12 protein-coding genes are annotated in these 25,257 nt (G+C 43.6%); all 12 read left to right on the top strand.

Annotation, left to right across the window (positions count from 1 at the left end; all coding sequences use genetic code 11):
* Positions 1–11 precede the first annotated feature (11 nt).
* The 12 genes from CES81_RS08790 to CES81_RS08735 all read left to right on the top strand — a co-directional run bounded on the left by CES81_RS08790 (position 12) and on the right by CES81_RS08735 (position 25,068).
* A complete protein-coding gene (locus CES81_RS08790) occupies positions 12–1,409 on the top strand; it encodes an SLC13 family permease (protein WP_180949767.1) in 1,398 nt (465 codons plus the stop codon).
* Positions 1,410–1,529: 120 nt separating this feature from the next.
* Entirely contained in the window at positions 1,530–2,864 is a 1,335-nt protein-coding gene (locus CES81_RS08785; protein WP_089121454.1) for a gluconate:H+ symporter, read from the top strand.
* A 178-nt stretch (positions 2,865–3,042) separates the two neighbouring features.
* Positions 3,043–3,555, top strand: coding sequence for a MarR family transcriptional regulator (locus CES81_RS08780; RefSeq protein WP_089121453.1), 513 nt, complete (start codon positions 3,043–3,045; stop codon positions 3,553–3,555).
* Positions 3,556–3,807: 252 nt separating this feature from the next.
* The gene (adhP, locus tag CES81_RS08775) at positions 3,808–4,833 is read left to right on the top strand and encodes an alcohol dehydrogenase AdhP (RefSeq protein WP_089121452.1); all 1,026 of its coding nucleotides are present in this window, start codon (positions 3,808–3,810) and stop codon (positions 4,831–4,833) included.
* A 17-nt stretch (positions 4,834–4,850) separates the two neighbouring features.
* Positions 4,851–6,023 carry an NADH-dependent flavin oxidoreductase gene (locus tag CES81_RS08770; RefSeq protein WP_180949766.1) on the top strand — a complete coding sequence of 391 codons (1,173 nt, stop codon included), beginning with the start codon at positions 4,851–4,853 and terminating at the stop codon, positions 6,021–6,023.
* Between the two features lie 505 nt (positions 6,024–6,528).
* Positions 6,529–9,558, top strand: coding sequence for an MBG domain-containing protein (locus tag CES81_RS13520; protein WP_180949765.1), 3,030 nt, complete (start codon positions 6,529–6,531; stop codon positions 9,556–9,558).
* Positions 9,559–9,956: 398 nt separating this feature from the next.
* The gene (locus CES81_RS08760; protein ID WP_089121450.1) at positions 9,957–10,808 is read left to right on the top strand and encodes a MucBP domain-containing protein; all 852 of its coding nucleotides are present in this window, start codon (positions 9,957–9,959) and stop codon (positions 10,806–10,808) included.
* A gap of 3 nt (positions 10,809–10,811) precedes the next feature.
* On the top strand, positions 10,812–11,003 hold the full coding sequence (locus CES81_RS08755; protein WP_089087494.1) for a hypothetical protein: 192 nt from the start codon (positions 10,812–10,814) through the stop codon (positions 11,001–11,003).
* Between the two features lie 42 nt (positions 11,004–11,045).
* Positions 11,046–11,903, top strand: coding sequence for an enhanced serine sensitivity protein SseB C-terminal domain-containing protein (locus CES81_RS08750; protein ID WP_089121449.1), 858 nt, complete (start codon positions 11,046–11,048; stop codon positions 11,901–11,903).
* A gap of 28 nt (positions 11,904–11,931) precedes the next feature.
* Positions 11,932–12,141, top strand: coding sequence for a hypothetical protein (locus CES81_RS08745; RefSeq protein WP_089121448.1), 210 nt, complete (start codon positions 11,932–11,934; stop codon positions 12,139–12,141).
* 13 nt (positions 12,142–12,154) lie between these two features.
* A complete protein-coding gene (locus CES81_RS08740; RefSeq protein WP_145993336.1) occupies positions 12,155–16,099 on the top strand; it encodes a KxYKxGKxW signal peptide domain-containing protein in 3,945 nt (1,314 codons plus the stop codon).
* Positions 16,100–16,173: 74 nt separating this feature from the next.
* Positions 16,174–25,068 carry an MBG domain-containing protein gene (locus CES81_RS08735; RefSeq protein WP_089121446.1) on the top strand — a complete coding sequence of 2,965 codons (8,895 nt, stop codon included), beginning with the start codon at positions 16,174–16,176 and terminating at the stop codon, positions 25,066–25,068.
* Positions 25,069–25,257 lie beyond the last annotated feature (189 nt).

Genomic DNA, 25,257 nt, shown 5'->3' with positions numbered 1-25,257 from the left:
GGGCCATGACCATGAAAAACGGTAAGTTAATTGCTGGTATTATTGGCTTAATTCTCGGTATTGTGATTGCCTTTTTCCTGCCGATTCCGCACGGCTTGACTCACGCTGCGATGGTCGTGCTCGCAACGTTAGTCACCGCCAACATTTTCTGGATTTTCAACGTCATTCCTAGTTTTGCAACTGGACTGCTGATGTTATCGACATGGGTAGTACTTCAAGCAGTTCCGTTTGAAACTTCGTTTGCTATTTTTTCAACCACGACCATGTGGATTATTATTGGGGGCCTTGCCTTGGGTGCTGCCGCAACCAAGACGGGACTGATTACCCGAATTGCCTACAAAATTATGTCGTATTTCCCCGCTAATTTTAAGGGTCAATCGTTAGCCCTGTTTATTTCCGGGACGATCATTGCACCGATGATTCCCAGTGCTCACCCGAAAGCAGCGATGAGTACACCCATTGCCAAAGGAATCAGTGATGCTTTGGGCTATAAGCCTAAAAGCGCGGCTAGTTCGGGCCTGTTTTTAGCGGCCATGTGGGGGTTCTTTGTTACCGAGGGTAGTTTTTTAAGTGCCACTGCGCAAAACTATGCTTTTAAAGGATTATTACCGGCAAAATATCAATCAGTGCTTTCTTGGGGAAACTGGTTTGTGATGATGATTCCGTGGACCATTATCATTTTAGTTGCGGGCTATTTCCTACTCAGCTTTCTATTTAAGCCTAAGGATGATACGCCAGTTTCAAGAGAGTTTATCAACGAACAGTTAAAAGCTTTAGGGCCAATGTCTAAGAATGAAAAGATTACCGCGATTTCAATTATTGCCGCCATTATCATGTGGATTCTGGAATCAACGATCAATATTCCATCAGCAGTAACGGCGTTAGTTTGGGTTAGTATTTTAGTGGCTGCCAAAGTACTGACTGCCGAAGACTTCAAGACGAGAATGAGTTGGTCAACCATTATCTTTATTGGGACAGTGATGGCTTTAGGCAACGTGATGCAAACGGTTGGCTTGACTAACTGGTTACGGGATGTTTTAAAGCCAGTTATCGGACCGATCATCGGCAACATTTGGGTTGCTGTGATTGTCTTGCCAATCATTATTTACTTAATCAAGTTTGTCGTTGTTTCTTTGATCTCAACAGGTACCCTGGTAACGTTAGCACTATTGCCATTCGTTACCCAGATGGGCTTTAGTCCCGCATTGATCGTGATTATCGTTACCACAAGTGTCAACGTTTGGCTGCTGAGTTACATGAACGCGCCTTTCCTGACTGGTTCCGCTGCGGTTCAGGATGGAATGGCATCGCGGGCATCCCTGGCGAAGTCGTCAATTGGTTATATGGCAATCAACATTATCGGTTTGCTGGTCTGCGTTCCTGTCTGGCATTTGATGGGCATTGCATAGAGCAGAGAAAAACTTCGAAACGGGTTATTTCTAAATAAGATGATAAAAGCCAATGCACTGAGCATTGGTTTTTATCTAAAGACTTTAGTGAATATATTCACAAATGTGGAGGTGCTGATCTTGCCAATTTTGATCATTATACTTGGTGTTTTATTGTTAGTTTTCATGATTGTGAAACTTAAGCTGAATACTTTTGTTTCCCTGATTATCGTGTCCATCACCGTTGGCATGATGCTAGGAATTTCATGGACCAAGATTGCTGATGTCGTGGAAAAGGGAATTGGTGATCAGGTTGGACATCTAGCGGTGATTTTTGGACTAGGCTCAATGCTGGGCAAGTTGATTTCTGACTCTGGCGCCGGTCAGCGAATCGCCACCACGCTCACTAAAAAATTTGGCAAGCGTTACATCGAGTGGGCAATCGTCATCGCGTCTTTTATCATTGGACTGGCACTCTTTTTCGAAGTGGGGTTGGTCGTGTTATTGCCGATCATATACGTGGTGGCACAGGAAATGGATATGGCCTTACTCTATTTAGCGATTCCCATGGCAGCCGCCTTAAACGTTGCCCATGCTTTTCTGCCGCCGCATCCCGCACCAACAGCCATTGCTGGGATTATGGGTGCACCCTTAGGCCAAGTCTTACTGTTAGGAATCATTGCGGCTGTTCCCACCGTTATGATTATGGGTCCCGGGTATAATCACCTGCTGTATCACTTCGCACCGCAAATTTATCATAAAAATGTAAAGATTTCAGCATTAGGTAAATTAAAGACGTTTAAAAACAGTGAGTTACCAAATTTTGAGGTAAGTGTTTTAACCGCAATTATGCCAGTTTTATTGATTACAGTAGCGACACTAGCTAAGTATTTTCTACCAAGTAAGTGGCTGATTTCAGCGTTCCTGCAATTCATTGGCATTCCAGACATCGCGATGATTTTGGCCTTAATCTTTGCCGTTTATTCGGTAGGCTTGTCCAGAGGAATGAAGATGAAGCAAATTGGGCAATGCTTTGAAACTGCTATTAAGCAGATTGCGATGATGCTCTTGATTATCGGTGGTGGCGGGGCATTTAAAGAAGTTTTGGTACAAGGTGGCGTTGCCAACTATATTTCTCACCTATTTACTAACCTGAATTTATCGCCGATCATTGCGGCGTGGCTCATCACGGCCGTCCTTAGAATTTGCCTTGGCTCAACAACGGTTGCTGCTCTAACGGGTGCCGGCTTAACTGCGCCCATGATTGCCACATCGGGAATTGACCCCGCGCTGATGGTTTTAGCGGTTGGCGCCGGTTCGGTTTTTTGCGACCACGTTAATGGTGCTGGTTTCTGGATGGTCAAACAGTACTTTGGCTTAAGTCTAAAAGAGGCGTTATTATCCTGGACAACGTTGACCATGGCGATGTCGGTCGTTGGGTTGCTGGCGGTTTGGGGAATTTCGTTGTTTGTTTGAGTAAAATTTAGAAGACATAATGCAGAGCTGGTCTGAGAGGGTCGACTTTTTTTGTTTAGAATTAAAAAGATACGGAAATTATCGCTGAATGCCAAAGAGCGTTTTTGCAAGAAGCTTTTATATTAACTATTAAATGAGTTATCATGACAGTATTAATATTTGTACGGGTGGTGAGAAAATGAAATCGGATGATCAAAATAATATTGTCAGTTTGGAAATTATGATGACTGAATTTCAACGATCTTATTTATTTCAACGAAAGTTTTTAAGAGCATATGCTGAAGCACCAAAGAAGAAATTTGGCATTACATTTGACGAATATTTAATAATTCATGATATTGCTTCATCACCAGTTTCCTTAAACAGTACTAATCTAGCTACAAGGCACCAGGTTAGTAAACCGGCAATGACTAGGCTGATCAAGGGATTGATTCAAAAGAGATTAATCGTTGCTGGTAGCGATGAAGATAAACGAAATAAGATTTGGCAATTAACTGCGAAGGGTACTGAAATTGATAAAAGTTTTACTGAACAGGAATTGCGAAATGTAAAGTTCTGGCGTGATCAAGTTGGCTCCAGAAAAATTCAGGAATTTTTTAGTTTTTTGGATGAATTTCAAAATGCGGTTAAAGATACACATGGGTATTTCCCAGTTGAGGGTGGCAAAATAACAAATGGTAAAGAAGAATAGGCGAGAGCCCTATTTTTTTATATCTATTTTTAGTTAACAAGTGGAACTAATTGTTAAGCGTTTACATATAAATATAATAGATTTTATTATTTTAATTGTAATTTTTTGAATTACTGATTTTACCGTTATATTAGGAATCATAAGCGAAAATAAAATAGATTTAATAATAATGTGAAAAAAGTTCTTGATTTTAGAAAATATGGTGCTATGCTATGTTTGTTAATAAGCTTAACTAAATTGGAGGTCAGAACAATGAAGGCTGTTACGATTAATGACCCAGCAAATGGTTATTTTAGCGTTAAGGATGTTTCAATCAGACCGATTAAAGCTGGTGAAGCATTAGTTGATATGGAATATTGTGGTGTTTGCCACACAGATTTACTGATTGCTAGCGGCGCTCAAGGTGAGCATCCAGGAAGAATTACTGGACATGAGGGCGTTGGCGTTGTACGTGAGGTTGCACCTGATGTTACTTCAGTTAAGCCAGGAGACCGAGTATCAATTGCTTGGCTCTATGCTGGTTGCGGGCACTGTGAGTACTGCGAGCAAGGATTGGAAAACTTATGCCGTAATCGTCACGAATCGGGCTTTGACGTTGATGGTGCAATGGCACAACAGGCAATTGTCAAAGCTGATTGGGCTGTGAAAGTTCCCGCTGGACTTGATTCTGTTAAAGCAACTTCAATTACCTGTGCCGGTGTGACATCGTATAAGGCACTTAAAGAAGCGGGTACTAAGCCTGGCGATTGGATTGTAGTATACGGTGCCGGCGGACTTGGTAATTTAGCGATTCAGTATGCTAAAAATGTATTTAATTTAAAAGTTATCTCAGTAGATATTGTTGATGAAAAATTAGCTTTAGCTAAAGACGCAGGAGCAGATTTGGTATTCAACGCAAGTAATAATGATTCTCCAAAATTCATTCGTGAACATATTCCTAATGGTGTAAGTGCAGCAATTGTTACGGCGCCTGCCGCAACAGTATTTGATCAAGCAGCAAACGTTATTAAGGCGCATGGAATTGTCGTTGCAGTTGGTATGGCTGCCGGTAATATGGAAATGAATATTGCTAAAATGATTGTTGACGGTATTCGGGTTAAAGGGACCTTAACTGGTACTCGTAATGATCTTGCTGAGGCCTTTCATTATGCCTCCGAAGGACTAGTTTCACCTATTACTCAGCTTCGCCGGATGAGTGATATTAATAAAATTGTTGATCAGATGCATCGCGGTGAAATTCAAGGCCGTGCGGTAATTGATATCAAAGCTGAAGCATAATAAGGAGGGTAATTAAAATGACATATAAATTTTTAGAATCATATCGCTTTCGTAATGGTGCAGTTGCTAAAAATCGTATCGTGATGGCACCTATGACTGAAATGAGTGCACATGAAAATGGGGCAGTTACTAAAGATCAAATTGATTATTATGGTCTTCGCTCTGGTGGAGTTGGCATGCAGATTTCGGCATGTGCTAATGTCACACCACTTGGAAAAGGATTTGAAGGCGGTTTAGGTGTTGATAACGATCGGATGATTCCTGGTTTAGCAAGAATGGCTCAAGCTATGAAGACTAATGGTACTAAAGCGATTCTACAAATTTTTGATGCCGGCCGTATGACAACTTCAAAGATCTTACGTGGTGAACAACCAGTTAGCGCATCTGCCATCAGAGCAGAACGTCCGGGTCTTGAAATACCTCGTGAAATGACAGGCGCCGAAGTGCTTGACGAAATTAAAGCGTTCGGTGAAGCAACTCGGCGTGCCATTCTAGCTGGATTCGATGGTGTTGAAATTCATGGTGCCAACACATACTTGATACAACAATTCTATTCACCAAACTCCAACCAACGAACTGATAAGTGGGGCGGAAACTTAGTTAACCGAATGCGTTTCCCATTGGCAGTTATTGATCAGGTTAAAGTTGTTGCAGATCAATATGCCGCACATGACTTTATTATTGGCTATCGGATTAGTCCAGAAGAAATTGAAACCCCAGGTATTCGACTAGAAGATACCTTAACATTTGTGGATCGTTTGGCTGATTCGCCATTAGATTACTTACACGTGTCAATGGGGAATGTTTGGCGGACGTCATTAAACGATAAAGAATCGAATGAGCCAATTTTGCCACAAATTCAAAAGGTACTTGATAACCGAATTCCATTGATTGGTGTTGGCAATATCACTAAGCCAGAAGATGCTGAAAAAGTCATTAACTCTGGCATTGAATTTGCCGCTATCGGACGTGAGTTGATCCGCGAACCACAGTGGGTTCAAAAAGTTATTGCAAATGACGAAAAAACAATTCGTTATCAATTATCACCAACTGACGTTGAAGATTTGAACATCCCTTCGCCGTTATGGGATTTTCTGAATTTTGTATTCAAGCCAATTGCTGGAATTTCGACTGAAACCACACCAGAGGAAACGTTTGCGAATGCAGCGGCTCCTTGGGAAAAATTCTAGTTTATAATTTGTGTTAAGAATAAGAATTATATCTATGGTAAGCAATAATAGGTAGGAAAAGATCAATAAAGATTTTAAGAACATAAATTAATATGCTTTGTTCATACCATTTGACGAACACCCTAAAGCTGGGAATAGCTTTGGGGTGTTCGTCTTTTTTAATATGGCATTTTAAATGTCGATTCATCATCAAGAAAGCCAATAATTACTTATCGCTAATTAATCAATAACGATAATCCCGCAAACAGGAACTCAAAATTTAAGCATTTTAAATGTTTATATACACAAATAAAACGCAAATGGCTTCATATAAGTGGATAAACCGGGGTTTAATCCCTTTAACTAAAAAGAGGGTATCTATTTATAGTTTCAATTTTTCGAAAAATCCCAAAAATAACAGAATTATTTTTATGTACAAATATAGATATGTGTTTATTACTTTCTTAATATTAGAGTTAGATGTAGATCATTCTTATAAACGTTGAATTAATGGGGGGAGAATGCTTTGAAAAGATATCGTTATGATCAGCTAACGTCGGATTCGATCATTAAAAGTCATTTAATCACGATAAAAGCACGGTGGACTATTCGGGGACTTTCAACCGTTGCCGTTTTATTTGGTCTTTATGAAGCGGACATGGCAAGCGGTGTGAATTTCTTTGATGGCACGCCAACGGTTGCTAAAGCCGCTACGGTAAATAGCAGTTCTGCAACTGATAATGTAAACGCTTCTACTACTAATAAGGAGGACAATTCGGCAGCCACGAAGACACCAACGGCGACTACCGCGTCGTCGACTGACAGTAGTGTAAACACCAGCACCAAGGCGACCAGTGCGGCAAATGATTCAGCTCAGCAAGTAACAGCCGCCGATACTGCTGCCAAATCAAGCGATGCCAGTGAGGCACCTACCAAAGAAGTCACTAATAACGCGGCAGCCACAACCCAACCGTCGAACAAAGCGACCGCACCTGATCCAGCTACGGTTACCACGGATCCAGTGACAGGGGCAGTTACGAAGACTTTTGTCAGTCCGACCGCAGCTCCGGTCATCAAGGCAGCCGTTCAGTCGGTCGAGAAAACCTATGATGGTACAACCAACTTTAATGGTGGTTACCCAGGGGTCAAATTCTCAATTTTAGGTTCTGAAAACTTTGGTCAGCCAACGCTTACGGCAGCGGATTTCGATTGGTCTAACGTTAAGGCAGATGCAAGCACCACGCCTTACTCAGTAACGTTAAATGATAACGGCATTCAAGCAGTATTAGCGGCTAATCCTAATGCTTCATTTACAAAGGATGATATTACCGCTGGTACGGCCTTGATCAACAAAGCCGATGTTGTCTTAACTGCCGATAATAAAACCAAATCGGTTGGTCAGCCTGACCCAGAATTAACAGCGAGTCCGGATAAACTTTTCCCTAACGGCGCTAAGTTAAATTATACGGTTAGCCGTGAACCAGGTGAGACTGCTGGCGATTACGCCATTAACATCAAGTTAGGGGACAACCCGAATTACAATGTGACGACTAAGGCCGGGACATTCACGATTGAACCAGTGACAATTAGTGCGGTCGTAGGAAATGCGAAGAAGACTTACGATGGGACAAATGATTTCCATGGTGGTCATCCGGGTGTTAATTTTAGCATTTCTGGTGCTGACAAGTTTGGTCAGCCAACGTTGACTGCTGCAGATTTCGACTGGAGCAAAGTCGGCACTGCCGTTGGCACTTATTCGGTTACCTTAAATAGCGATGGGATTGCGGCTGTCTTAGCTGCCAATCCGAACGCAACGTTCACTAGCGATGATATTAAAGCGGGAACAGCTGAAATTGATAAAGCAGACGTGATCTTAACTGCTGATAATCAAACGAAGACACTTGGTCAGCCGGACCCAGCACTTACAGCGACGCCAGATAAAGTCTATCCTGATGGTGCGAAGTTAAACTACACCGTTAGTCGTGCGGCTGGTGAAACCGTTGGTGTCTATCCAATCAAGGTTACCTTAGGCGATAACCCTAATTACAATGTCACAACTAAGCCAGGTGAATTCACCATCACAGCATCATCAACGAATACTGATAAAGCAGTGATTACTGCGGTTGTCGGCACGGTTTCCAAGACCTATGACGGCACCAGCAGTTTCAACGATGGGCATCCAGGCGTCAGCTTCAAGATCGTGGGGTCAGCTACTTTGAATCAGGCTGACTTAACGGCGACTGATTTTGACTGGAGCAACGTTAAACCAGATGTTGGGACCTACTCAGTTACCCTGAACGACAAGGGAATCGCAGCTGTTTTGGCTGCCAATCCAGGTGCGACATTCCTGGCTAAGGACGTTACTGCAGGGACTGCTGAAGTTAAAAAAGCTGACGTGACGTTAACGGCTGATTCTCAATCCAAATCAGTGGGTCAGCCGGATCCCAAGCTCACGGCTACACCGGATAAAGTTTATCCTGATGGTGCAACGCTCAATTACACGGTTAGTCGCGCTGCTGGTGAAACGGCTGGTGATTACCCAATTAAGATTACTTTAGGGAGTAACCCGAACTACAACGTCACGACCAAGGACGGTACCTTTACCATCAAAGCAAATTCGACTGGTACTGATGCCTCAGATCAAACGGCCATTATTTCGCTAGTTGACGAAAATGGCCAACCAGTCTCCAATACTTCAGGAGCCATTGGCTATTCAGTTTCGGGGAAGTCGGGTACACCTATCGACTTCAGCAGTGTGAATAAGACCGTTGACGGCTATAAATTAGTCACTGATGAAACCGCTGCTCCGGTTAAATATGATTCGGATTCCGCTAAGAACCAAACCTTTAAGCTGATTTACACCAAGGCAACCGATACCAATAACACTACTGGTACGACAACAGATACTGGGACTGGTGAAGGTACAGGTACTACAACTGGCAATTCAACTGGTGAGGGTACTGGTACTGCAACCGGCACTGGCGAAGGCACAGGAACAACAACTGGTACAGGCACTTCAACAGGTGAAGGTACCGGGACCGCAACTGGCACTGGTACTTCTACAGGTGAAGGTACAGGAACCGCAACAGGTACCAGTTCGGCAACCAATACGGGTAACCCTACAGATACTGGTAACGCAACAACCACCGGTACTGGTACTGAAACAGCCAACACTAGCGCCAATGCAGGCACTGCGGTAGTCTCTGACACCTCTGCAGGGTCAGCCAATGAATCAGTAACAGCAGCTAACGATACTCAGCCAGCAGTCGCAAGCAACGCTAACGCTGGCAGCGAGGCCAATGAGGCTAACTCGAATACCGAAGAAAAGAGTAATCCGGCTAACGTGGTTTATGAAACGGCTAAATCCCAAATGAAGCTCGCAAGCACGAGTTCAAATGGCGCCGCCACTACCCGGACAGCACGGTACCATGCCGGCAACCAACTGCCGCAAACGGATGAAAAAGTCAGCCATAAAGGTGGCTTCTTAGGTATGCTGTTCGCCATGATCTTAGGTTGGTTTGGAATCAGCCTTAAGCTACGGAAAAAACGCAATTAATGCTTCAAAGATGTAAAAAATATTAATCCTTATATACTGAGCCGGGAGAACTTGGGTTTATTTGAGATTTAGATCAAGAATCGAAGTTAAAACCGGATGAGTTTAAGCAGCAATTTTGACGTCATCAATCACTTAACGTATGGCTGGGAAAATGTGGTTTGATGATTTTGCGAAATCGCTGAGTTAACGGTATGTAGGAACGATTCCCTTAAAAATTTAAAATTGATGAATATTCAAAAATAATGAACAACGTTAATAAAACAGTTCATTATTTTTGCTTTATTGGGAAAAAATGAGAACAAAACTAAATATATACGCATGGATATAACTATTTATTTTTAATAGAATTATAGGTAATGAAAGTGATATATCAAGATCGTTTAGAAGGGGGAGAGAGAATGTCGGAAGCTGAGGAGACGGCGCACAAGACACAGAACTACGCAGAGGTTCACTTCGAGACCAAGTCTGGCGAAGCAATTATGGAACCGCTTAAAATCTTTCGAGCGATTGATGCCACGTACCAGGTTGCAACACCAATCTTAAAGGGTTACGTCTTGGTTAAGAAGCCGGATGAGCTGACAAGAAAGATGACGGATACACCAGCAGTCATCCGACTTGTTTACGATCGGATTGGGGCTTTGCAAGTGTACCACGGGTTAACAGATGTTGCTGGCGAGCTCATCACGCTTAAGAATGGTGATAAGCCTGATCAGGTCGCACCAGTTGAACTGCAAGACATTGACGGGCACCACTACTACGTGATGACTGATGATGGTCTTGGCGAACAGATTGCTGATCCAGCACATTATCAACCCGGCAAGCCAAACGCCAAAACCAATTTGGTCAGTCTGACACCTGCTGAGAAAGACAAGGTTGACAAGATGGAAACTGAGTTAACGATTGATCCGGATGGGAAGTTACCAGATATGGATGACTTACAGGAATCGGCTGAGGAACCTGAAAAAGCATTGGATGCCAGTTCAGAGTCAGCTGATGAAGAGGATTCATCAAGACTTGAACGCGCAAATGATGACGATCATGAGGCTGAGGCGTCAGAGCAGTCAGATTCACAAGCCGCTTCTGAGCAAGCCACACCAGTTGCTTTGTTGGCAAAGGCCTTAACACTTATCTGCGACAGTATGCAGGAAGTGGATGATCCTAAGAAGGTCGATGCACTCGTTGATTCATCACAAAAGATGTTAGAAGCAATCAAATCATTGACGGTTTTAGATGGGGTTAAGGAGGAATAAACCATGCAAGAAAATGCGAACTCAAATATCGAAGATTTAGTCGGGTTAACACCCGTTAAGGTGCTTAGCCAAAACATGAACAAGGTCGCTCAAGGAATTGAAAGCGCTGCTGATGCCGGTGAAAAGCACCAGGTGCTTCAATTAGTCGATAGTGCTGAGTCACTTCTTGATGCCATTTCAAAACTTAATAGCTAACTTCCAAAGAACGAAACGTTTTGAAGGAAAGGAGTGATTCAGATGGAAGAATCGAAGTCAGCGGATATCGTTGATCCAGAACATCAGGACTCAGAAAGCGGCGGTGGATCGATCATGCCATTTCGAGTGACTGGATTTAATCACTACCTTCAGCAGTACATGAGCCACCCGATGGACTCAACGCTGGAAAGTCAATTTGCTGCAGCGTTGTTGACCATGCGCTTTCTGGTACCTGTTCAAACGGGCAAGCGAAGCGCAACAGCTAAACAGCCTAAGCCGAGCTTGACGATGTCAGTGGCGGTGACCACCTATTTAGCCGACGGGCAGCAATACATTCCGGTGTTTACCGACCAAGTTAAAATGAAGCAGTTTTTAGATGGGGCGCCGCACCTAGACGCGTTTCGGTCATTTGAGTTTACTAGCAACGAATTGATGGAAGAAGCCGATCGCTTAGAGATTGCGGGTGTTCTGATCAATCCTGGCTATCAAAGTTTTCCGCTTAGCCACGATTACTGGAATTACATTCATCAAGTCGTTCCGGTTGGGCTTCCGGAAACGGATAATGAATCACCCTTTAAAATTCGCATGATCGATCCCGCCCCTAAGAAACTGCAAGCAGCCATTGCGCGAGAGTTAAAGCACGTGCATAAAGTTAAGCGCGCATGGTTAGTTGAGTCGAAGGTAAAGGGTGAAAGTCAGTTCGATTACACCGTTGTGGTTGATTACAATGACCAGTCCAATGATTTTCAGTCAAAGGTGGCGCGACGAATTGCGAAGGCTGCCCACCGCTACTTGCCGCATGGCGCCGACATTTTAGTTGGCACACTGAGTGATCCAATTGGTCAAGCAGTGCAGCAGGAAGTTGATCCGTTTTATACGCAAAAACATTGGTTTTCATAGTTTCTCACACTATTAAGGGGGTGATGTTTTGGAACGATACGGTCGAAACGTGCCAAGTCGTAGCCAAATGAAACATCAAAGAGAGCAGCTCGCCACGTCAATAGACCTGGCAAAAATGAACAGTCAGGTTCGTTTCCACGAACTATCAACCGTATTAGAGGTGTCTGACACGGTTGATGTGGGAACTTACCCACGGTTAGTAAAAGTTACACCAATTGGGGATCACGAGAAAAAATAGGAGGTGCATTTTTTTGAGGAGATATGGATACAATTCAAGGTTATTCAGGGATAGCCTAGATGAAAAGCGCCATTACAAGATGTATAAGAAAGGGAAAATGTGGCTCGTTGCTGGCATTTCTTTATTCAGCTCAAGCCTGGCATATAGCTCGTTAAACGGTGTTTCCGTTAAAGCGGACACTGTTAACACGACCGCTACTGCTGATACACCAGATGCTTCCGTTGATTCAAATGCTGCGCAGAGTGCCTCAGATCAGTCAGATGATCAAGCTGCAACGCCTGTAGCAACACAAGCTAACACAGCAAGTGCTGATTCAGCTGCGACTAGTGCGACACCAGACAGCAGTTCAAAGGCTGCAACGCCTGCTGCACCAGTAGCATCAACTAGTACACCAAAGGCTGCCAGTGACCAAACAGCAACTGATCGAGCATCAGCACCGAAAGCAGCAAGCGATGCAACCGCTACTGCTAATACCGCTGCTAAGTCAGTTACCCAAACACCAGCCGCTGCGCCAAAAGCCACGGTTGATAGCGCAACTAAAGCAGCTGTTGATGCCACGAGCACTAAGAGCCCAAAGATTACTGAATACACGAAAGAAGCTGGGCAAAACTTAATTAAGCAAGCTACCCAAGCGCAAACTCAGGTACAAGACGACTTAAATCAAGCGAATGCTTTAGCTGATGCCAACGCCAATGACAGTATTCCGCGTGACGATGCATTAGCCGCATTAGCTTCTCACCAAGGTGCTGAAAAAGCTTCAGTTAACGATGCTGTGACATCCGCTGATGCGATTGCAGCAACTGATAAGCAAACTGCGTTGGACAACTTGAACAAAGCCCTCACCGTCGTGGACAACATGACGAATGAAGTTGAACAAGCTGGCGTCTTGCTTGCCGCTGATAAGAAGGGTGTTCAAGCAAACGTTGTTACTAATGCGCAGAATGCTTATGAAAAAGTCAGTTTGCCAAGTGGTGTTAACACTAAGTTGGATGCTTATGGTGATTTGATTGTTACTGCAAGCAATGATCAAACATTTCAGTCGGTTGTTGCCAACTTAAGTGATAACGGATTGATTGGTAGTTTCCGTCAGGTTGTGGATCCTTCTGAAAATGCAACTTTGACGATCAGCCCAAGTTCTAACACAACTATTAATTCGGATGGGACTGCTACAGTTCATGTGGATAAGATTGGCAATGACTGGACGACCGTAACTCTTACCTTTTCGTACACAGGGATGAAGAATGATAAATTCTGGGTAATTGTTCCTAAATCAGATGCAAAAGATTTTAACGTTTATAACGGAGCAAGTGGAGCAAAAAATGAGCAGTATCTTACGGCAACTGGAAAGTTTACGGCAGATGCTAGCGACGCTAATTCTGTTAAATACACTTGGACTGTGGATACCGATGGGAGCACTGTTAATCAGCAAATTAACATGCTAGGAATTGGGAGTTCCCATTATTTGTACGTACCAGCCGATGGTCGGCTAGCTACGTATGTATCCAATAAAAATGGGGCTACGCCTGATGGTTCAATTATTCCAATAATCTACGGTGGGACGAACTTAACTCCTAAAACAACAAAAATTACATTGACCAACCCAACAAGAGTGACAAGTGCTGTTATCGAAAACGAAGGAAGTGGCGTTGGGCAAACGGCAACCGATGAAAAAGCGGCTGGCGAAAATTATGTCTATGGTTTGCGATTAGGTGTTAATGGTCGGCAAACAATCGATAAAATTAATACGACGGTTGATGTGCCTAGTACCTTTACCTTAAATCAGTCATTAACTAATCAGCTTATTGCCCATTTGGCTGAAAATGGTACAAATAACGTTAAAGTAACTCAAGCAGGTGGTGCTGGGAAACCAATTACGATAACCGCTGATACTTTTGCAACTGGCGAAGGTGCGGTAATCGATGGTCATTTAGCATTTTTGCCGTTTGTTGGGTCATATGGAGCAGGTACTACAGGTAGCCAAACATTTACGATTGGAAATCTGACTTATACACTAGATGGATATGGCGATGGTAGTGGGCAGGCGCCTGTTCTGAAGACTTCTGCAGTTGGGCCGACATATTCACCGAATACCTCTGATGGTAATAAAACTATCTCTTATACGGGGACTAAAACACCACTCAAGGAATTTGTTGGTAATACTAATAATCCCAAGTTAGATTATGTTATCTATGGTCTTAACGCTGGAAACCAACGTTTAATCGGTGATAGTAGTGCTAATGTTCTTGGCAGGTTTGGTTTGACAAACGATGGGTCAACATCATTAAATGGTACGTTGACAATTGGCATTCCGACTCAAATCACCTCTACAGGGGTTTATTTGCCACTAACAAGTCAATCAGCGGGTACACTGAACTCTGGCATTAATGGTTACTCAGTAAATGTCAAATTTAGTAACGGAACTTCACAGAACTTTACAAATCTAAAGGAAGGCACAACTGTATCTACGCTCCCACAAAGTGGATCTTATAATACCACTCAAATGATTACAGTCCCAAGTGGTGCAACGATTACCGGATATGAAATTACCCCTAATAAGATAGTTACACCTGCAGATGTTAATTTGGTAAGTAATCTTGCTGAGTCTATTCCAGGATTGCAAACTGATAATGATTTAACGCCTGGAATGTTTGGTGTCTTAGGCTTTGTGAATGACAAGGCAACTGATAAGCAAAACATTAATATGCCACTTTCATTTACGAACCTCAAAACTGCAAGTGGTACCGCTGTTCCAAACAAAGTTACTAAAAATTTAACGGTTACAGCTGTTAAAGATGCCCCGATAAAGTTGGGCGAGAATATTTTACCGAATGGTGCTGGCGCGTACAACCAAAAAAATCCTGGAGACGTATTTGGAATAATTTTAGGAAATGGTAATACCGTTAACGAAGATTATCCTAATTTGAATGCTGATGGTTTTTACGTCAATCAAACTGTGAATGGTGGTAAGTATAACGGTACAACTGGAAACGACGGAGGTCTTGGAAGTTCTGGTATCAATGCGGTCACCGATCGAGATAAGAACGATGGTGCACCATTTGCTGGGGCAGCTAAGGTTAAAGTGGATCCAGTAATTTATGTTACTGTTCCTAAAACAACTAAGTTAATTAACCGTCAAACTGGTCAGCCCTATAAAATAAGTGATGGGCTTCCATTTAGAAAAGTTGGTACACTTTGGAGCAGTGTTACTCAGACGCCAAAGATAACTCAATATACCAATGCAGATAAACAAACGGTATACAAGATTGACTATAGCGGAACCGGATTTGTATGGAATGCTACAACGGAGCAGATGGAATTTGACTTTAAAGTTGATGAAGATGCCATGTCATCTGTATTGCCATTTAGTAACACTACAGATATGGATGCAAACATGGCTGATCAAGATCCACTTCATAAAGCAACTACAACTCCAGCTACTATTAACGGGAAGACCTATAACGTACCTTCTGCAACTAAAGGCGGAGTTGGCGGTGAATCAACTGCAGCAATAATGGTTCAGGGTGATGACCAATACATTGGCTCTGCTACACTAAACAGTCAAAAGGACGCTAACGGTTTATTTACAACGTTAACGGATGCCAGTGGCACCACCACGAAGGTTAGCGGATTAAGTAGCTTTAGTTATTATAACCCTAATGCATCAGGTGTTGATCCAGGTACTGTTGATAATAACCCAGGCCAATCTAATACACTGATTATTACTGCACCAGAATCATTGATTTTGGCGGGCACTATTCTCAGCAATCAAAATCAAGGCACTACGAATTATGAAACTAACGGTGTTAATAGTCCGATTGTTAATGATCAGGAGTCAATTAGGATGCGCCTTGCCAATAACACGTCTAAATCTTATGACAAAGTGGCTGGCATACTAAACTTGCGCAAACTAATACAGCTAATGACACTACAACTAACACTTCGGGGACATTTAAGCTAGAGTTAACGGGAGCTGTTAAAGAGGGCCAAGACTCAACTGGTACGACAACTACAACGTATTACGCAAATCAAGGAATGAAGCTCACTGATGGTGGCAAGTCTGTAACGTTGGATAATGGGGACAAGTATTACTTCAATACTACAGATGGCACGAGTACGACTAATTCGAATGAACTAATGACTGCAGATAAGGTCACAGATTGGTCAAAAGTAGCTTCGTTAGTTAGTGTTCTACCTCAGCTAGCATCAGCTGATATGGCTGATGTTATTGTTCCAGTTAAGGATCCAACAAGTAAAGATGACCAAGGCAAAGTTGACACAATTCCAACAGCATTTAGAGCTGATAGTTTCACGAGTGTTAACGGCGCAATTGGCGATTCATTTGCTACTACTGCAACTATCAAGAATGTTGACCAAGATGGTCATGAAATCAACGGATTCCCTGCTGAAACAGGGCAATTTGACGCAACTACTGGTAAGCCTAGTGGACCTACAGGAGCGGTTGGAGACGTTATTCCAAACCAACCGCAAACTATTCCAGGATACACTTTCGTGAAAACAGATGGTGCTACTAAGTTTGGACTAGATCCGAAGACCTCTGTTGTAACCAACCATTATCAGGTTAATATCGCAAACTTAACTACAACGAATAAACCAGGTGGAACTCAAATTGCAGAGGTTGCAACTGGGGACCCAACTGCTAATACTACGACTGGGAATGGGTCGGCTGACGCATCTGGAGTAACAAAGATTGCCTTCACAAATACGGATGCTACACTTAAAGTTGCTGGTTACGCTTATACAGTTTCTGTAAATGGCGGCACGCCGTATGCAACCCTTGCTGATGCGCTAGCTGCCAACCCAACGTATGATACTAAGGCTGATACGGGTAATGCTAAGACAGGTGTTGGTACCCAAAAGTTTGTTGTCACCTACAAAGTTGCCGACAAGGCTATTCAAATTGGTACAGCAACCAAGGTTTATGACGGTGATGCAACTACAGATCCGTTCAGTTACACAGTTACGTTACCAACTGGCTTAAAGCAACCAACTTGGACTTTAGCTGACTTCACTGCACCAACTAGTCAAAATGTAAGCACAACACCTTACTCAATTACGTTGAGCGCACAAGGTCTTACTGATTTGAAGACTGCTAACCCTGGCCTTGACTTCACAAGTTCAATGGTTACTCCAGGTTCACTGACAATCACGCAAGCACCAGTTACCATCACTGCGCCAAGTGACACTAAGCCTTATGATGGGACCCCATTTACTCAAGCAGCTCTTGAAGCAAAGGTAGGGGTAACTGGCAAGCCAACTAAAGGTGACGCACTAGTTTATACTCTTGATTCCGTTGCTGGAGATATTGCAGTTAATACCGATCCTGGTTATGTCACTAATGTATCATTTGACCCAGCTAAGAACCCTAATTACAAGATTACAGCTGTAAAGGGTAAGTTAACCATTACACCAGTTGGTACATTGACTGCTCAAATTGGCGCTCACAGTAAAGTTTATGATGGTACCACCACTGATACTGATAACGCTGGTGTTTATGATGTCACGTTAACTGGTGCAACTGGTTTAGCACCAATTACTTGGGTAGCAGGTGACTTCACTATTCAAAACGTCCAGCCAGATGTTGGTACTTACCAAGTCGTCTTGAGTAAGACTGGTCAAGATAAGTTAACCGCAGCTGCTAAGAATTACACCTTTGATTTGACTAAAGATGTCAAAGCAGGCAGTTTCGAGATTACGCCAGCTCCAATTACGATAACTGGCCCTACTGATACTAAGACTTTCGATGGCACTCCATTTGATGCAGCAACTCTTAAGAGTCAGACCGCTGTGGATGGTGTCAGTGGCAGCATGAAAGCACCGGTATTCTCACTTAACGATGTTAGTGCTGATTTCAATGTTGGTAGTTACGATTCGATTGTGACTGCGAAGGCTTCTGATAATTCAGATTACACAGTTAAGACTGTTAATGGGAAGCTGACCATTAACCCATTAGGTTTAGAACAGACGCCACCAAATGAACCAGGCAAGCCAACTAATCCTGACGAACCTAATAACAACCCAGCCTTAGATGCTTCGGTTGTTGTTCAAGGTGCCACTAAGGTTTATGACGGTGATGAAACCACTGATCCAACAACCTATAATGTTTTGAAGCCAACTGGAGATAAGTATGCTAGCTTTGTTGTTCCAACCTTTGAAGCTACTGACTTTACCATTACTGATTTAACCCAAAATGTTGGTAAATATAAGGTTACGTTAGCTCAATCTGGGATTGACAAGTTAGTTGCTGCCAACAAGAACTTCACAATCAAGCCAGAAGATATTCAAAATGGTTTGTTTGTTATTACTCCAGCACCATTAACCATTACGGCGCCAAGTGACACTAAAGTTTATGATGGTCACCCATTTGATCAAGCGGCTTTAGATGCAAAGGTAGCTGTAACTGGCAAACCTGCTAAAGGTGATGCTCCAGTCTATACTCTTGGGAGTGTCGCTGGTGACATAGCTGTTGGTAATAACTATCCAACTACTGTAACGGCAGATCCTACAAAGAACACTAACTACACCATTAAGACAGTACCAGGCAATTTGACTATCACACCAGCTGGTAAAGTAGCTATCATTATGGTTGCTCAAACTAAAGTTTATGATAACGATTCAACTACTGACCCAACAACGTATGATGTCACATTGCCAGATGGGGTTACTGCTCCTACTTGGACTGCAGATGACTTTGATCTGAGCGGTATTACCAGTCAAGATGTTGGCTCATACAATGTCACTTTGAGTGATAAAGGAATTTCGGATCTTCAAGCGAAGAACCCTAACTACACGATTACCAAGGCTGACGTAACAGGCACTACCTTCACCATTACTAAGGCACCAATAGTAGTTAATGGTCCAACCTTGACTAAGGTATATGATGGTCAGCCATACACTGGAACTGATTTAAAGGCTAGTGTAACTGGTACACCTGCTAAAGGTACTAAGCCGGTTGTTAGTTTAGGTGATATTAGTGCAGATGTTAACGTCTCAACTACACCATATGTTGTACCGGTAACAGCTGATGAGACTAATCCAGCTAATAAGAACTACAGCTTTACGCTTAACAATGGTCAGTTAACCATTACGCCATTAGGTCTGGAACAGACGCCGCCGAATGACCCAGGTAAGCCGATTAATCCGAACGATCCGCCAAAGAACCCAGCCATGGATGCTTCAGTTGTTGTTCAAGGAGCTACTAAGGTTTATGACGGTGATGCAACCACTGATCCAACAACCTTTAATGTTTTGAAGCCAACTGGTGCGAAGTATGCAACCTTCGTAATGCCTACTTTCGATGCCGATGACTTTAAGATTGATGATCTCACTCAAAATGTAAATCAATACAAGGTTGAGTTGACTCAAGCTGGGATCGACAAGTTAGTTGCTGCCAACAAGAACTTTACGATCAACCCAGAAGACATTCAAAATGGTTTGTTCACTATCACGAAGGCACCAGTAACCATTACCGCGCCAAGTGGTTCCAAGGTATTTGATGGTCAACCATACACGGGTGATTTGACTGCTAAAGAAGATGGCGTACCTGCAAAGGGTGATAAGTTGCAGTACACGCTGACGGATGTAAGCGGTGATACCAATATTGGCACTTATGACATTAATGTTGTCACTGACAATACTAAGAACACTAACTACACCATCACGACCGTTCCAGGAAAGCTGACAATCACACCATTAGGTTTGGAACAGACGCCACCGAATGAACCAGGAAAGCCAACGAATCCTAATGAACCAAATAACAACCCAGCACTAGATGCTTCAGTTGTCGTTCAAGGAGCACGCAAGGTTTACGATAATGATCCAAGCAATACACCAAAGACGTTTAATGTCTTAAAACCAACGGGTGCTAAGTATGCCAGCTTCGTGGTTCCAACCTTTGATGCTAGTGACTTTAAGATTGATGATCTCACCCAAGATGTAAATCAGTACAAAGTTGAGTTGACTCAAGCTGGAATCGACAAGTTGGTTGCTGCCAACAAGAACTTCACGATCAAACCAGAAGATATTCAAAACGGCTTGTATGTGATTGATCCAGCACCAGTCATGGTTAAGGGTCAAAGCGGTAGCAAGATTTATGATGGATCAGCCTTCACAGATGCCCAATTAGCAGGCAAGGGTGAAGTTATTGGTAAGCCAGCCTTAGGTAAAGATGTTCAATTTACGTTAACTGATATTAGTGGTATGAAGAATGTCGGTACCTACAAGACGATTCCAACGGTAGCTGCTACAGATAACCCAGATTACCTGGTAACACCAATTGATGGTCAATTGAGCATTACGCCATTAGGTCTGGAACAGACGCCACCGAACGAACCAGGCAAGCCAACTAACCCTAATGAACCGAATAACAACCCAGCACTAGATGCTTCAGTTGTCGTTCAAGGTGCACGCAAGGTTTACGATAACGATCCAAGCAACACACCGAAGACGTTTACGGTATTGGCACCAACCGGTGACAAGTACGCAACGTTTGTAATGCCAACCTTTGATGCCAGTGACTTCAAGATTGATAGTCTCACTCAAGAAGCCGGACAGTACAAGGTTGAGTTGACCCAAGCCGGAATTGATAAATTAGTTACCGCTAACAAGAACTTCACAATCAAGCCAGAAGATATTCAAAACGGTTTGTATGTGATTGATCCAGCACCAGTGATGGTTAAGGGTCAAAGCGGTTCTAAGGTATATGATGGTTCAGCCTTTACGGATGCCCAATTAGCAGGTAAAGGTGAAGTTATTGGTAAGCCAGCCTTAGGTAAAGATGTTCAGTTTACGCTGACTGACATTAGCGGTATGAAGAATGTCGGCACGTATAAGACAATTCCAACGGTAGCTGACGGTGCTAACCCAGATTACCTGGTAACGCCAATTGATGGTCAATTGAGCATTACGCCACAAGGTCTGGAACAGACGCCACCGAACGAACCTGGCAAGCCAACGAACCCTAATGAACCGAATAACAACCCAGCACTAGATGCTTCAGTTGTCGTTCAAGGTGCACGTAAGGTATACGATAACGATCCAAGTAACACACCGAAGACCTTTATGGTATTGGCACCGACAGGTGATAAGTACGCAACCTTCGTAATGCCAACGTTTGATGCCAGTGACTTTAAGATTGACAGTCTGACTCAAGAAGCTGGACAGTACAAGGTTGAGTTGACTCAAGCCGGAATTGATAAATTAACTGCTGCTAACAAGAACTTCACAATCAAGCCAGAAGATATTCAAAATGGCTTGTATGTAATTGATCCAGCACCAGTAATGGTTAAGGGTCAAAGCGGTTCTAAGGTATACGATGGTTCCGCCTTCACGGATGCCCAATTAGCAGGTAAGGGTGAAGTCATTGGTAAGCCAGCCCTAGGTAAAGATGTTCAATTTACGCTGACTGACATTAGCGGTATGAAGAATGTCGGCACGTATAAGACGATTCCAACAGTCGCTGACGGTGCTAACCCAGATTACCTGGTAACGCCAATTGATGGTCAATTGAGCATTACGCCACAAGGCCTGGAACAGACGCCACCGAACGAACCAGGTCAGCCAACGAATCCAAACGATCCGCCAAAGAACCCAGCTCTAGAAGCTTCAGTAGTTGTTCAAGGTGCTACTAAGGTTTATGACGGTGATGCAACCACTGATCCAACAACCTTTAACGTTTTGAAGCCAACTGGTGCGAAGTACGCAACCTTCGTAATGCCAGCCTTTGATGCAAGTGACTTTACCATTACTGATTTGACCCAAAACGTTGGTCAGTACAAGGTTGAGTTGACTCAATCCGGGATCGACAAGTTAGTTGCCGCTAACAAGGACTTTACGATCAAGCCAGAAGATATTCAAAACGGCCTGTTCACTATCACAAAGGCACCGGTAACCATTACCGCGCCAAGTGGTTCCAAAGTATTTGATGGTCAACCATACACGGGTGATTTGACTGCTAAAGAAACTGGCGTACCTGCAAAGGGTGATAAGCTGCAGTACACGCTGACGGATGTAAGCGGTGATACCAATATTGGCACTTATGACATTAATGTTGTCACTGACAATACTAAGAACACTAACTACACCATCACAACAGTTCCTGGCAAGTTGACAATCACGCCATTAGGTCTGGAACAAACGCCGCCGAATGACCCAGGCAAGCCAACGAATCCAAACGATCCGCCAAAGAACCCAGCCTTAGCAGCATCAGTTGTTGTTCAAGGTGGCCGAAAGGTTTACGACAACGATCCAAGCACTACTCCAGCAACCTTCAAGGTCTTAGGACCAACAGGTGAGAAGTACGCAAGCTTCGTTGTACCAACCTTTGAAGCTAGTGATTTCGATACTTCTAACATTACTCAGAACGCTGGTACTTACAAAGTTACCTTGAGTCAATCCGGGATCGACAAGTTAGTTGCGGCTAACAAGAACTTCACGATTAACCCAGAAGATATTCAAAACGGTTTGTATATCATCGACAAGGCACCAGTTATGGTCAAAGGCCAGAGTGGTACTAAGGTCTATGATGGTTCAGCCTTTACTGACAGTCAGTTAACCAGCACTGGTGAAGTTATTGGCAAGCCAGCCTTGGGTGTCGATGTTAACTATAAAGACGCTAAGATCGACAACATCAAGAATGTTGGGACTTACCTGACAAAGCCAAGCTTAGAGGGTGTTTCTAATGAAAACTACCTGGTAACGCCAATTGATGGTCAATTGAGCATTACGCCACAAGGGTTAACGACGCCGCCTGACAACACGCCAAAGAATCCTTCGAACCCTAAGACGCCAAACGACAATCAACCATTAGCAACTAGTGTGGTTGTTGAAGGTGCAACTAAGGTTTACGACGGTGATGCAACTACTGATCCAACGACCTTCAAGGTCGCTGGTCCAACGCAGTACACAGACTTTATAGTACCAACATTGACCGCTGATGATTTCGATACTTCAGGAATTACCAGTCAAAACGTTGACAACTACGTGGTTAAGTTGAGTGCTGCTGGATTAGCTAAGATTCAAGCTGCAAATCCAAATTACAAGCTTGATGCAAGTGATGTTCAAAACGGTTTGTTCGTCATCACACCAGCGCCATTGACCATTACTGGACCAACGGTTGAGAAGTACTACGATGGTCAACCATATCCAGCAAGTCAGTTGAGTGGTAAAGTTGCTGGTCAACCAACGAAGGGTGTCGCTCCAGTTTACAGTCTGGGAGACATTAGCGGTGACGTTAACGTCGGCACTTATGGCATTCCAGTTGTTGCAGATGCATCAGCCAACGGAAACTACAAGATTACACCGGTCGATGGTCAGTTAACCATCACGCCAATTCACTTGGCTATGACGCCGCCTAACGATCCTAATAACCCGGTTAACCCGAATGATCCAAAGAATAATCCTAAGCAGGATGCTTCGATCACGGTTCAAGGGAATACCAAGGTTTACGATGGTGATGTTTCAACGGATCCTGCAGCAACCAGCTACAAGGTCTTGGGTCCAGCTAAGTATCCAGACTTCGTTATCCCAACGTTGACTGCTGACGATTACGATTTGAGTGGTATTACCAGTCAAAACGTTGACAGTTACAAGGTAACGTTGAGTGCAGCAGGTATTGCCAAGATTCAAAGTGCTAACAAGAACTACGTCTTTGATGCGAGTGATATTCAAAACGGCTTGTTCGTTATCACCCCAGCACCAGTGACGATTACCGCACCAACCTTGGCTAAGACTTACGATGGTTTACCATATGCTGGTACTGACGATGTTGCGAAGGTTTCAGGTCAACCTAAGTTAGGTGTCGACTTGAAGTACACGTTGACGGACATCAGTAAAGACATTGAGTTAGGTAACTACCCAATCACCGTGACAGCTAATGATAATCCAAACTACAAAGTCACCGTAGTTCCTGGACAATTAAGCATTAATGATACGGCTCATAAAGTAGTTGCTAACTACGTTGATCAAAATGGTACTGCGGTAGCTGAACCTCAGACGTTTGGTGATTTGAAGTTCGGGGATGCTTATACGACTAAAGCACAAGTTGTCACCGGCTATTACCTGACTGCTGAACCAGCTAACGCCAATGGTAAAGTTGGTCACGATGATATCACCGTTACCTACGTTTACAACAAGATTGGTCAATATCAGATTACGCCTCCAGATGGTGGCAATAACACGGATATTACCTATCCAAACGATCCACAAGATCCGCATAAAGTTGTCACGCCAAAGACGGGCATTGTACCAAACGTACCAGGTTACACACCAGTTGGTCCAAACGGTGATCCTTTGAAGCCGTTTGATCCAAACAATGTAACTAAGGGATACTTGCCACCAGAAGTACCAAATGATCCAGGTACCAACACGCCGATCAAGTACGTACCGAATACGCCAACTGGTACGACACCAGGCGGTGGTACAACTAATACGCCAGGTGGTAACCCGCCAACTACGCCGAATACGCCAGAAACTGACACTACGACGCCAGGTGGCAACACACCGAAGACGCCAACAACGCCAAATGGCACCACGCCTTCTACTCCGCAAGGAGACACTGCAAATCCAAAGAAGCCTGGAACTGAACCAAATGGCCCTGCTTCAGGAAACAATGGTGGTAACGGTGATAACGGTTATGGTAGTACAACCAGTTATGGTGAAGCTGCTGGAACTGTTAACAAGGGTACTGGAACCAATGCTGCTGGCACCAAAGGTGAAGTAACAAAGGGTGTATCAAATGCTCAAGCAAACAATGCTGCTGGCAATAAGTCAGCAACCACCCTGCCTCAAACGAATGAAAATCAAAGTGCTGATGGCGTTCTGGGTCTTCTCGGAATGATTGGTACTTTGGGCTTAGCCGGAGCGCTTAAGAAACGTCGTCGTGATAACGATGCTTCATCACGTAAGGACTAAGGCATCACAGTTAAGGCTACATGAGCAAATCGAATTCCGATTTAACCGAGTTCGGGAACAAGCAGACTTCGGTCTGCTTGTTTCATACATAAGCATTTATAGGTTTCACCGCTTTAAAAATAAAGCACACATATATGAGCGACATGCAGCATGTAGGGGCGTCAGAAAACCGGAAACTCCGGTGCGGCG

It is taken from the genome of Secundilactobacillus pentosiphilus, assembly GCF_002217985.1.
Lineage (GTDB): Bacteria > Bacillota > Bacilli > Lactobacillales > Lactobacillaceae > Secundilactobacillus > Secundilactobacillus pentosiphilus.
Note: the sequence above shows the minus strand (reverse complement) of the source record. Positions and strands in the feature narration are given on the sequence as shown.